This window comes from Streptomyces sp. NPDC093018 (assembly GCF_040684035.1).
Classification (GTDB): Bacteria; Actinomycetota; Actinomycetes; order Streptomycetales; family Streptomycetaceae; genus Streptomyces; species Streptomyces murinus.
In genome coordinates this window covers 1-12,090 of record NZ_JBFBFF010000026.1, presented here as the reverse complement: position 1 = coordinate 12,090, position 12,090 = coordinate 1, and the positions used below count along the sequence as shown (strand labels likewise).

At 73.3% G+C, this 12,090-nt stretch carries 9 protein-coding genes and 1 pseudogene; 8 read left to right on the top strand and 2 right to left on the bottom strand.

The window, feature by feature from the left end; all coding sequences use genetic code 11:
• Positions 1–246 precede the first annotated feature (246 nt).
• The gene (locus tag AB0N90_RS35515) at positions 247–1,176 is read left to right on the top strand and encodes a winged helix-turn-helix domain-containing protein (RefSeq protein ID WP_365203409.1); all 930 of its coding nucleotides are present in this window, start codon (positions 247–249) and stop codon (positions 1,174–1,176) included.
• 12 nt (positions 1,177–1,188) lie between these two features.
• Here AB0N90_RS35515 and AB0N90_RS35510 read toward each other — a convergent pair whose 3' ends face one another.
• Positions 1,189–1,377 carry a hypothetical protein gene (locus AB0N90_RS35510; protein WP_361682559.1) on the bottom strand — a complete coding sequence of 63 codons (189 nt, stop codon included), beginning with the start codon at positions 1,375–1,377 and terminating at the stop codon, positions 1,189–1,191.
• A 162-nt stretch (positions 1,378–1,539) separates the two neighbouring features.
• Between AB0N90_RS35510 and AB0N90_RS35505 the strand changes: the two genes are divergently transcribed.
• From AB0N90_RS35505 to AB0N90_RS35475, 7 genes and pseudogenes are all read left to right on the top strand, one after another.
• Positions 1,540–2,421, top strand: coding sequence for a GntR family transcriptional regulator (locus tag AB0N90_RS35505; protein WP_361682557.1), 882 nt, complete (start codon positions 1,540–1,542; stop codon positions 2,419–2,421).
• Complete coding sequence (locus AB0N90_RS35500) at positions 2,421–3,158, top strand: HAD family hydrolase (protein ID WP_243279501.1); 738 nt, start codon at positions 2,421–2,423, stop codon at positions 3,156–3,158. The genes AB0N90_RS35505 and AB0N90_RS35500 overlap by 1 nt, the downstream gene beginning before the upstream one ends.
• A gap of 278 nt (positions 3,159–3,436) precedes the next feature.
• Positions 3,437–5,557, top strand: a complete 2,121-nt coding sequence (locus AB0N90_RS35495) for an aminoglycoside phosphotransferase family protein (protein WP_365203407.1) — start codon at positions 3,437–3,439, stop codon at positions 5,555–5,557.
• Between the two features lie 20 nt (positions 5,558–5,577).
• Positions 5,578–6,228 carry a TetR family transcriptional regulator gene (locus AB0N90_RS35490; protein WP_365203405.1) on the top strand — a complete coding sequence of 217 codons (651 nt, stop codon included), beginning with the start codon at positions 5,578–5,580 and terminating at the stop codon, positions 6,226–6,228.
• A 67-nt stretch (positions 6,229–6,295) separates the two neighbouring features.
• Positions 6,296–8,347 carry an AAA family ATPase gene (locus AB0N90_RS35485; protein ID WP_365203404.1) on the top strand — a complete coding sequence of 684 codons (2,052 nt, stop codon included), beginning with the start codon at positions 6,296–6,298 and terminating at the stop codon, positions 8,345–8,347.
• A 27-nt stretch (positions 8,348–8,374) separates the two neighbouring features.
• A complete protein-coding gene (locus AB0N90_RS35480; protein ID WP_365203402.1) occupies positions 8,375–9,019 on the top strand; it encodes an RraA family protein in 645 nt (214 codons plus the stop codon).
• A gap of 48 nt (positions 9,020–9,067) precedes the next feature.
• Positions 9,068–9,543: pseudogene (locus AB0N90_RS35475) on the top strand (hypothetical protein).
• A 3-nt stretch (positions 9,544–9,546) separates the two neighbouring features.
• Here AB0N90_RS35475 and AB0N90_RS35470 read toward each other — a convergent pair.
• Positions 9,547–11,916 carry an excinuclease ABC subunit UvrA gene (locus tag AB0N90_RS35470; RefSeq protein ID WP_365203400.1) on the bottom strand — a complete coding sequence of 790 codons (2,370 nt, stop codon included), beginning with the start codon at positions 11,914–11,916 and terminating at the stop codon, positions 9,547–9,549.
• Positions 11,917–12,090: the final 174 nt, after the last annotated feature.

Here is a 12,090-nt window from a genome sequence, read left to right as displayed (position 1 = left end):
GGTTGTGCGTGTGTTCAGTTGTGGCTGTGCGCGTCGTCTTCAGTTGTCGTCGTCTTCAGTTGTTCGCGTCTTCAGTTGTGACTGTGCGCTTCGCGGGCCGTCCCCGATACGGCCAACCACTGGAAAGCTTGACCATGTCAGCCGAGTTGGCTGCCAACTTATCTCTACTTATCTCCGTTGGAAGGCGTCTCATAACCAGCTGTCGCCGAACTGCCCTAAGTTGGCGGGAAGTTGTAGGGTTTTCCCGTGGACCCGGAGCACGCCTCCGTCAGGGAACCCCGCGCGTCCCGCGCGTCCCACCTGGAGATCGCCGACGAGCTGCGCAGCCGGATCGTCTCCGGCGCACTGCGCCCCGGGCAGCGCATGCCCACCCAGGCCGAGCTGGCCGAGGAGTTCGGCGTGGAGCGCGGCGCCGTCCGCCAGGCCCTGGACATCCTGCACACGGAGCGACTGCTCACCGGGGTGTCCAAGGGCAGCCCGGCCAGGGTGGCGGAGGGCGCGTGGCCGGGGTGGTCCGGCGCGCCGCCGCAGCCCACCATGGTGGGGCTCGGCCCACGCGTCGCGGCCGCCTTCGCCGCCCCTCATGTGCGGATCGACGCGCTCTGCCTGACCTCGGTGTCGCTCACGCTGGCCGTCGGCGAGCAGCTGCGGCTGATCCATGCGGGGGAGCTGAAACCGGCCAAGATCGATGTCCGGGTGCTGCTGCCCAGCCGCCGGATCGAGCTGGCCTTCCCGACCCCGGTGGACCCGGTGAACGCGGGCGACGGCGGGCTGCTGCACGAGCGCTGGCTGGCGGTGCGCAACGCCCAGGCCATGGTGCTGCGGCAGAACCTGCTGGCCCTGCGCACCACGCACGGCATCGATGTGCGGCTGACCTTCCGCGCGCTGCCGTTCACACCCCCGGTCAAGCTCTACCTGCTCAATGAGGCCGAGGCGCTGTTCGCGTACTACACCCTGGGACTTCACGAGCAGCGGGAGTCCGGCGGCGAACCGCTCCAGCTGTACGACGCGGACGGCACGCGCTCGCTGCTGTTCGCCTTCGGGCCGGGCGCCGGGACACGGGACGCCGGGTCGCGGGACGCCGGAGCGCGGGACACCGCCTTCGTGGCGGAGTCCCGGCGGTGGTTCGACGCGCTGTGGGAGACGATCAGCTCCGGTCTGGAGCCGACGTCCTAGCGACCTCGGTGCTCAGATCGCGGGACCGGTCAGGAGCACCGCGAGCAGGATCGCGCCGACGGAGCTGACCGCCGGGCTCTTGGCCTTGTGGCCGACGGTGAACAGGAGCAGGCCGAGAGCGCCGGCGGTGCCGTACTTCCACTGCACGAGCTGTTCGAGGCCGAGGACGAGGGTGGCGGAGAGGAGGGCGGGAGCGGGCACGGCGAATCCCCCTTCGGGTGCCGGTGGAGCAACGGTGGGAGGCAAAACTTCCGCCAACTTGGGAAAGTTGGCAACCAACTCTGTTTAAGTTGTCCCCACTTGGTGGCACTACATAAACAACTTCTCGGCAACTCCACCTTAGATGGACGGAAGTTGTAACGTTTGGTGGTGACCCAGGAGCACATGGCAGTCAACGGCAGCGGCAGACGCAGCCCCCAGGAGATCGCGGGCGTCCTGCGCGAGCGGATGCGCGCCGGAATCCTGCGGCCGGGCGAACGGCTGCCCACCCAGGCCGAGTTGGCCGAGGAGTTCGGCGTCGAGCGGGGTGCCGTACGCCAGGCGCTGCGGGTGCTCCAGCAGGACGGCCTGCTCAGCGGGGTCAGCAAGGGCAGTCCGCCACGGGTCGCCGAGCAGCGCTCCAAAGGCGGGGAGCCCCAGCCCACCATGGTGGCCCTCGCGCCCCGGCTGACCGACGCGTTCGCGGCGCCGCAGGTGCGGATCGACGCCGTCTGCCTGACCGCGCAGAGCCTGATCCCGGCCCTCGGCGAACCGTTGCGACTGATCCACGAGGGCAAGCTGCGCCCGGAGCGGATCGACGCCCGTGTCCTGCTGCCCTCGCGGGAGATCAGCCTCGCCTTCCCGGTCTCGGTCGACGCCGGGAGCGCGGAGGACGACATGGTGCACCAGCGCTGGCTGGCCATGCGCAACGCCCAGGGGCAGGTGCTCCAGTACAACCTCCAGGCCCTGCGCGCCACCCATGACATCGACGTCCATGTCAGCTTCCGGGCCCTGCCGTTCACCCCGCCGGTGAAGCTGTACCTGCTCAACGGGGCCGAGGCGCTCTTCGCGCACTACATGATCACGCGCCGCGCCGAGCCCACCGACAGCGGGACGCTGGAGATGTACGACGCGGTCGGCTCCGAGTCCCTGCTCTTCTCCTTCGAGCGGGGCGCCGGGCAGCGGGACGCGGCGTTCGTGGAGGAATCGCAGAAGTGGTTCGACGCCCTCTGGGAAACCATCTCCACGGACCTGACACTCTCCTAGTGACTTCTGATACGACTTCTGATGCGAGCGAGATCGAGAAGCTTCGTGTACTGATCACTTCCGCCCGGGTCGTGCTGTGGGACTTCGACGGCCCCATCTGCCGGCTGTTCGCCACGCACAAGGCCGAGCGGATCGCCGCGGACCTGGTGGCCTGGCTGGAGCGGCAGGGCCTGCACGGACTGCTCACCCCGGCCGAACGCGGCACCCTGGACCCCCAGGTGGTGCTGCGCGCGGTGGGCCGCCGCCGGCCCGGCAGCGACCTCGTCACCGGCCTGGAGGAGCGCCTCACCCAGGAGGAACTGCGGGCCGCCGCCTCCGCGCTGCCCACCGCCTGGGCCGACCCGCTGATCCGCACCTGGACCGCCGTCGGCGCCCGGCTCGCCGTCACCACCAACAACTCGCCCCGCGTGGCCCGCAGTTACCTGGAGTCCCGGGGCCTGACCGCCTGCTTCGCCCCGCACCTGTACGGCCGTACCGAGCAGCTGCACCACCTCAAGCCCGACCCGCACTGCCTGCTGCGCGCCCTCGGTGCCATGGGGGCCGCTCCCACCGCCGCCCTGATGATCGGCGACACCCCCTCCGATCTCGCCGCCGCCCGTGACGCCGGGGTCCCCTTCCTGGGCTACGCCCGCAACGAGGCCAAGGAGAAACCTTTGCGCGCGGCCGGCGCCGAGCACGTCGTACGGTCGCTGGAACCGCTGTTGCGCCTGCTCAGGGGAGGCCGGGGGGTCGGTTAGCATGCGGAGACGCGGCCGGGTCACCGTCCGGCCGCGGGTACGCGGGTGCGGGGCGCGGCGAGGTGCCGGGCCCCGGGCGCCGGATCGGCACAGCCGAGCGGCGGACCACCCGTTGGGCTACTCCACCGCGCCCGGAGGCCGTACCGGCCGCCACGGGGGAATAGCGTTTCCCCGGACCCGTCGCCCGGCAGGTCCTCCCCCTTGTGCGATCGATTCCGGAGCGGCCAGTGGGCGCACCGTCCATTCCCCCTACCGTCGTGGGGAAGCGCGCCGAAGCCATGCGGACGGATGCCGCCTGCCGTGCCTTCGTGGCCCGTGCCGCGGCCGCGGGGGCGAGTCGCGAGGGCCCGCGCCATCGCGACCATGTGCTGCCGCTGACCGAACCGCTCGCCGGTCTGCTCGGCCGGGCCCCGGGCACGCCGGTGACCGTGCGGCTGCCCCGCCCGGACGCGGCACCGGCCGTGCGCACCTGGGAGAGCGAGGCGGAGATCCTGCGCGCGGTCCACCGGGTGCTGCCCCGGGCACCGAAGTGCCTGGCCGCCGGGGAGGGATACGTCATCCACAGCCGGGTGGACGGCCGGACACCGGACGAAGGACCGCCGCCGGAGGACATCGCCGCGCTGCTCGCCGCCCTCGCCCAGGTGCGCCGCACCGCGCTGCCCCCGCTGCCCCCGCACTGGCCGCGCAACCACACCGACTCCCAGGGCTTTCTGCGCACCCTCGCCCACCTCGCCGACCGGCAGATCCGGGGGGCCGGCTGGCGCAGGTACGGCGGCCTGTTCACCGCGCTCGGCGTCCCCGAGGACGCGCTCACCAGGTTCGCCGAGCGGGTGCCCGCGCTGACCCGCCGCCCGTACGTCCTGTTGCACGGCGATCTGCGCCGCGCCCAACTGGTCCTGGCCGAGGACGGGTTGCACTGCACGGGCTGGGAACTGGCGAGCTACGGCGACCCGTTGTACGACCTCGCCGTCCACCTCGTACGGACGCGCCGCCCCGAGCCCGAGCGGGCGGCACTCGTGCGCGCCTGGGCCGACGCGCTGGCCCGCGCCCGGCCCGCCGCCGTCGCCGGACTCGGCAAGGACCTGCCCCACTACCTCGCCCTCGAACACGCTCAGTCCCTCTACACCGATGTCGTCCGGGCCGTCCGCGCCCTGGGCCGCTCCTTCGACCCGGAGTCCCTGGAGCGGGCCACCGCCGTCGTGGGCGACGCCCTGCGCGCGGCCACCGAACCACTGCGGCTGGGCCGGGTGCCCGGCGCCGACGAGATCGAGCGGATCCTCTTCCGGCGCGGCGCCGCCCGGCCCGCCCTGCGCCCCCGGGCCATCGCCTGGACACCGGACCGGCGGGTCCCCGAACACCCCGGCTTCCCGCACCACGCGGTCGCCGACGCCCTGTTCCTGGAGGGCGCCGCCCCGGCCGAGCGGGTGTTCAAGGGCGCCGCGCACCTCACCACCGTGCTCCGGGTGCCCGGCACCGGCTTCCCCGTCGTCGTACGCCGCGAGGTGACCGTCGTACTGCGCCGCGAGCGCAGCTTCCTCAGCGAGCACGCCGTCCTCGCCGCCATCGAACGGTCCGGGGTGCCGGTCGCCGCCCCCCGCGTCCTCGCGCTCGGCACCAGCCACGCCGCCGACCCCGCCCACCGCTACCGCGGCGACCGCTTCGCCGTCCACACCTACGAGGGCGGCCGCGACCTCGGCCGCCGCCCCGACCACCCGGTCGACGGGCTGCGCCCGCACGAGGCGGACCACCTGGTCGACCAGCTGGCCGCGCTGACCGGTGTGGACCCGGCCGGCATCGACCCGCTCGGCGGCCGCCCCGGCTTCTACGGCTGGCTCAGCGAGCAGCTCGTCGCGCTGGTCGAGGCGCTGCCGCGGCAGTCCCAGCAGACGGCCCGCTTCCTCGGCCTGCCGGACGCGCCCCGGCTGCGCGAGATCCTCGCCCGCCACCGGGTCACCGACCGCGCGCCCGCCCTGCTGCACGGCGACCTCAACCCCTGGAACCTGGTGCGCCGCGACGACGGCCCCGCCCTCACCCTCATCGACTGGGAGATGGCGCTGGTCGGGGACCCGCTGTACGAACTGGTCCGGCACATGCACCTCACCCCGACCCGGCCGGAGATCCGCGACCGCATGTTCCGCCGCTGGGCGGCCCGCCTCGACGCGCGCCACACCCATGACTGGCAGGCGGACTGGCGGGTCTACCGCTGGATCGAGCTGGTCCGCTCGGCCTACGTCGACCTCGACCGGCTGGTCACCGGATCCAGCCTGGACGCGCCCAACGTACGGCGGGCGGTGGCGTCGTACGGCATGACGCTCGCGGCGGCGACGGCCTCGCTGGGGCTGTCCGGACGCCCCTGGGGGCTGCCCCGGCTGGGACTGCCCAGGCTGGGGCTCGGCTGAGCACTGCGTAGGCTCGCCCCATGGGTGAGTCGGAGCCGCGCGAGCGGGAGACGGAAACGCGGGGGCCGGGGCCGGAGCCGGGGCTGCGGGAGCGCAAGCGGCGGCGGATGTACCAGGAGGTGTCGGACACCGCGGTACGGCTGTTCCTGGAGCGGGGCTTCGACGCGGTGCCGGTGGCGGAGGTGGCCGCGGCCGCCGGGATCTCCAAGCCGACCCTCTTCCGGTACTTCCCGGCCAAGGAGGACCTGGTCCTGCACCGGATCGCGGACCACGAGGACGAGGCCGCGCGGGTGGCCGCGGGCGCGCCGGACCCGGTGGACGCGCTGCGCCGGCACTTCCTCGCGGGCCTGGAGCGGCGCGACCCGGTCACCGGGCTCAACGACCACCCCCAGGTGCTCGCCTTCCACACCCTGCTCTACGGCACCCCGTCCCTGGTCGCGCGCGCCTACCGACACCAGGAACGCTCGGAGGCGGCCCTCGCCGAGGCGCTCGGCGGCGACCTGGACGCGCGGCTCGCGGCCGGGCAGATCATCGCCGTCCAGCGGATCCTCGCCCTGGACAACTGGCGGCGGATCGCGGCGGGGGAGAAGGTGGCGGACGTCGCGCCGGATGCCGTGCGGGCGGCGGAGCGGGCGTTCGGGCGGCTGGGGGCGGCGCTGACCAGCGGCTGAGCGGCAAACCCTTGTGAGATTGGGTTAAAAATTTAACTCGGTAACGAATTGTCGTACGCTGGGCGGCATGACGTCACACCCCGCCCTCACCGACGCCCTGCGCACCGAGCGCGCCCATCACGACGCCTGCCGGACCGCTCTCGCCGCGATGGTCGAGGGCGCCGCGGAGCAGGTCGTCATCGGCGAGGACGTCTCCGCCTCCGGCGCCGACGCCGAGGTCCTCGGCCACCAACTGCGCAGCCAGGCCAAGGCGCTGCGCGAACTCCCGCCGGGACCCCTGTTCTTCGGCCGCCTGGACTTCGCCCGCGACCACCCCGAGCACGGCGGGCTCCCCTTCCACCTCGGGCGGCTGCGCATCACCGAGAGCCCCGCCGCCCCGCCCCTGGTGGTCGACTGGCGGGCGCCCGTCTCCCGCGCCTTCTACCAGGCGAGCGCCCGCGATCCGCAGGGTGTGGCGGTACGGCGGCGGTTCGGCTGGGCGCCCGGCAGCACCGGGGAGACGGCGGACCTCACGGGCTTCGAGGACGAGCACCTGGGGGAGGGGCACGGGGAAGGTGAGCAGGCCGGTGCGCTCAGGGCGGACGGCATCGTCGCCCGTGAGCTGGAGCGCCCCCGTGTCGGCCCCATGCGGGACATCGCCGCCACCATCCAGCCCGAGCAGGACGACCTCGTGCGCGCCGCCCTCGCCGACTCGGTGTGTGTGCAGGGCGCCCCCGGCACCGGCAAGACCGCCGTCGGACTGCACCGCGCCGCCTATCTGCTCTACACCCACCCCAAGCGGCTCCAGCGCGCCGGACTGCTGATCCTCGGCCCCAACCGCACCTTCCTCGCCTACATCTCCGAGGTGCTGCCCGCGCTCGGCGAGAGCGGCGTGCGCCAGTCCACCCTGCTGGACGAGATCGCCCGCCACCCGGTCACCGGCACCGACCCGGTGCCCACGGCCGCCCTCAAGCACGACCCCCGCATGGCCGAGGTGCTGCGCCGGGCGCTGTACGCGCATGTCACCACGGACGGCGTGAGCGACCTCGCGGTGCCCGACGGCTCCTACCGCTGGCGGGTGCGCGCCGCCGAACTCGCCGCGATCGTACGGGAGGTGCGCGCGGAGGAGCCGCCGTACGCCGTCGGCCGCGAGCGGGTGCGCACCCGGGTGGTACGACGGCTGCGCGCGCTCGCCGAACGGCGCTCCGGGGTGCTGCCGGCCGCCTGGGTGCGGCGCATGGAGCGCGCCCGGCCGCTCACCGCCCAGCTCGATCTGGTGTGGCCGCGGCTCCGCCCGGAGGAGGTGCTGACCGAACTCCTCACCGACAAGGAGGTGTTGGCGCGGGCCGCGCGAGGACTCCTGGAACCCGGCGAGCAGGAGGCGCTGTTGTGGGCGCGTCCGCCGCGCTCGTTCAAGTCCGCGCGCTGGTCGGCCGCCGATCTGGTCCTGCTGGACGAGCTGTCCGGGCTGATCGAACACCCCGAGAGCTATGGGCACATCGTGGTGGACGAGGCGCAGGACCTCTCGCCGATGGAGTGCCGGGCCATCGCCCGCCGGGCCGTCTTCGGCTCGCTGACCGTCCTCGGCGACCTCGCCCAGGGCACCGCGCCCTGGGCCGCCCGCGACTGGTCCGCGCAGCTGCGCCACCTCGGTCGGCCGGACGCGGCGGTGGTGTCGCTGACCACCGGCTTCCGGGTGCCGGCGGCGGTCGTCGCCCTGGCCAACCGGCTGCTGGCCCGCCTGGAGGTGCCGGTGCCGCCCGCCCGGTCCCTGCGCGCCGACGGGGAGTTGACCCTGCACCCGGCCGAGGACGTCCTCGCCACCACGGTCACCGCCGCCCGCCGCGCCCTCACCCGGGAGGGCTCGGTCGGGGTGATCGCGGCCGACCCGGACGTGCCCGCCGTGGCCCGCGCCCTCACCGCCGCGGGCCTCGATCCGGCCGCCCCCGACGCCCTCGGCGCCCGGCTGACCCTCGTCCCCGCGAGCGTGGCCAAGGGCCTGGAGTACGACCATGTCATCGCGGTGGAACCGGCCGCCGTGGCCGAGGCGGAGGAGCGGGGCGCGCACCGGCTGTACGTGGTGCTGACCCGGGCGGTGTCGCGCCTGGACGTGGTGCACGGGCGGCCGCTGCCGTTCTGAGCGGGCGCGGTGGGTAGCGTGCCGTACATGAGCGAACTCACCGCTGAAGAGACCGACTTCGAAGCCTTCCGGGACATCCCCACCACCACCCTCGCCGATCTGCTCGGCGTGGAACAGGTCATGGACATCGGGATACGGCCGCTGTGGGGGCCGATGCCCCGGCTGGCCGGACCGGCGTTCACCGTGAACTGCCCGCCCGGCGACAACCTCATGCTGCACGCCGCCGTCCACCGCGCCGCCCCCGGCTCGGTGATCGTGGTCGAGTCCGGGGACCTGCGGTACGCCCTGGCCGGCGGCAATGTCTGCGCCGTGGCCCAGCGGCACGGCATCGCCGGGTTCGTCGCCGACGGAGTGATCCGCGATCTCGCCGAGGTACGTGACCTGGGCTTCCCCGTCTTCGCCCGCGGCATCGTGCCCATCCCGGGCGTCAAGGAGGCCGCGACCCCCTTCGGCCTCCCCGTGCGCTGCGGGGGCGTGCGGGTCGAGGCCGGGGACGTGATCGTGGCCGACGAGGAGGGCGTGGTCACCGTCCCGGCCGCCCAGGCCCCCACCATCCTCACCGCCGCCCGCGCCAAGCTCGCCAAGGAGGCGGCACAGTCACTGGACGACTGGGAGCGGGCCCACCGGACGCGGATCGAGGAGATCCTGAAGGCGCGGGGGTTCGAGGGGTGAGGTGAGGGGGTGCCCTTCGGCCGCCCCGGGGGCCGATCCTGGACGGTGATGCTGCTCTTCCTCGACGTCGACGGCCCGCTCATCCCGTTCGGGGCGGCGGACCACGCGTACCCGGTCCACGAGGGCCCGCCCGCGCCCGTCGTAGAACACCCCCTGCTCACCCGCGTCGACCCGGCGCTCGGCCACCGTCTCGCCGCCCTGGGCTGCGAGACGGTGTGGGCCACCACCTGGACGGACGAGGCCAATGCCGTGCTCGCGGCCTGGCTGGGCCTACCCACGCTGCCCGTCGTGCGGTGGCCGGACGAGGACGGACCGCCCGGCCCGCCGCACTGGAGACCCGCCCGCTGGTCACCTGGGCCCCGGGGCGGGCCTTCGCCCGGGTGGACGACGAGATCGGTGAGGCCGACCGCGCCTGGGTCGCCGCACACCACCCCGGGCCCGCGCTCCCGCACCGGGCGGACCACCGGTACGGCCCGACGGAGACCGACTTCCGGGTCCTCGAAGAGTGGCTCGCGGCGCGCTGAGGCTCACGCCCCCACGTACTCCGCCAGATGCTCCCCGGTGAGCGTCGAGCGGGCCGCGACCAGGTCGGCCGGGGTGCCCTCGAAGACGATCCGGCCGCCGTCGTGCCCGGCGCCCGGGCCGAGGTCGATGATCCAGTCGGCGTGGGCCATGACCGCCTGGTGGTGCTCCACCACGATGACCGACTTGCCGGAGTCCACCAACCGGTCGAGCAGCGCGAGGAGTTGGTCGACATCGGCCAGATGGAGGCCGGTGGTCGGCTCGTCCAGGACGTAGACGCCGCCCTTGTCGGCCATGTGCGTGGCCAGCTTCAGCCGCTGCCGTTCACCGCCGGACAGCGTGGTGAGCGGCTGCCCGAGGGTGAGATAGCCGAGGCCGACGTCGGCGAGACGGCCGAGGATCCGGTGCGCCGCCGGGGTGTGCGCCTCGCCCGCGCCGAAGAACTCCGCCGCCTCGGCCACCGGCATCGCCAGCACCTCGCTGATGTCCCGCCCGCCGAGCCGGTACCGCAGCACCGACGCCTCGAACCGCCTGCCCTCGCACTCCTCGCACGTCGTGGCCACCCCGGCCATCATCCCCAGGTCGGTGTAGACGACGCCCGCGCCGTTGCAGTTCGGGCAGGCACCCTCCGAATTGGCGCTGAACAACGCGGGCTTGACCCCGTTGGCCTTGGCGAAGGCCTTGCGGATCGGGTCCAGCAGCCCGGTGTACGTCGCCGGGTTGCTGCGCCGCGAGCCGCGGATCGGCGCCTGGTCGACCGATACGACGTGCTCCCCGGCCGGGACCGACCCGTGCACCAGCGAACTCTTCCCCGACCCGGCCACCCCGGTGATCACGGTCAGTACCCCGAGCGGGATGTCCACGTCGACACCGCGCAGATTGTGCGTCGTGGCGCCGCGGATCTCCAGCGCGCCGGTGGGCTCGCGCACCGTCTTCTTCAGCGCGGCCCGGTCGTCCAGATGGCGTCCGGTGAGGGTGCCCGCGGCCCGCAGCCCCGCGAGGTCGCCCTCGTAGCAGACCGTGCCACCCGCGGTGCCCGCCCCGGGCCCGAGGTCCACCACATGGTCGGCGATCGCGATCACCTCGGGCTTGTGCTCCACCACGAGCACCGTGTTGCCCTTGTCGCGCAGCCGCAGCAGCAGCCCGTTCATCCGCCGCACGTCGTGCGGGTGCAGGCCGGTGGAGGGCTCGTCGAAGACGTACGTCACATCGGTGAGCGAGGAACCGAGGTGCCGGATCATCTTCACGCGCTGCGCCTCGCCGCCCGACAGCGTGCCCGAGGGCCGGTCCAGCGAGAGATAGCCGAGGCCGATCTCCACGAACGAGTCGAGGGTGCCCCGCAGCGAGTCCAGCAGCGGCGCGACGGACGGCTCGGTCAACTCCCGTACCCAATCGGCCAGATCGCTGATCTGCATCGCACACGCGTCCGCGATGCTGATCCCCGCGACCTTCGAGGAGCGGGCCGCCTCGGTCAGCCGGGTGCCGTCGCAGTCCGGGCAGACCGTGAAGGTGACCGCCCGGTCCACGAACTCCCGGATGTGCGGCTGCATCCCCTCCCGGTCCTTGGCCAGCATCGACCGCTGGATGCGCGGGATCAGACCCTCGTAGGTCATGTTGATCCCGGCGATCTTCATCCGGGTCGGCTCGCGGTGCAGGAAGTCAGCCAGCTCCCGCTTGGTGTACGCGCGGATCGCCTTGTCCGGATCCATCAGGCCGGACTCCGCGTACAGGCGGTAGTTCCAGCCCCCGGCCTTGTAACCGGGCACGGTCAGCGCGCCCTCGTTCAGCGACTTGCCCTCGTCGTACAGCTGGGTGAGGTCGAGGTCGGTGACGGTGCCCCGGCCCTCGCAGCGCGGGCACATGCCGCCCGTGATGCTGAAGCTGCGCCGCTCCTTGACCTGCCGCCCGGCCCGCTCCACGGTGACCGCGCCCGCCCCGCTGATCGAGGCCACATTGAAGGAGAACGCCTTGGGCGAGCCGAGGTGCGGGGTGCCGAGCCGGCTGAAGAGGATGCGCAGCATGGCGCCCGCGTCGGTGGCGGTGCCGACGGTGGAGCGCGGGTCGGCGCCCATCCGCTGCTGGTCCACGATGATCGCGGTGGTCAGCCCGTCCAGGACGTCCACCTCGGGCCGCGCGAGCGAGGGCATGAAGCCCTGCACGAACGCGCTGTACGTCTCGTTGATCAGCCGCTGCGACTCCGCGGCGATGGTGTCGAACACCAGCGAGCTCTTGCCGGAGCCGGACACTCCGGTGAACACCGTCAGCCGGCGCTTGGGGATCTCGACGCTGACGTCCTTGAGGTTGTTCTCGCGGGCTCCGAGCACCCGGATCAGGTCATGTCGGTCGGCGGCGGGGGCGGCGTTGGCGGCGTCCATGCGGGCCACGGTAACCGGGGGCGTGGAAGAACGGCTTCTCCGATCCTGACCGGTTCCGGCGTGTGCCCGCCCGGCCGCCCCTAGGTTCTGTCTCTTTGGTCAGCGTCGGGTCCAGATGAGGATGGCGGCGAGGTGGAGTGCGGCCTGGTAGGCGATGGCGAGTTTGTCGGTCCG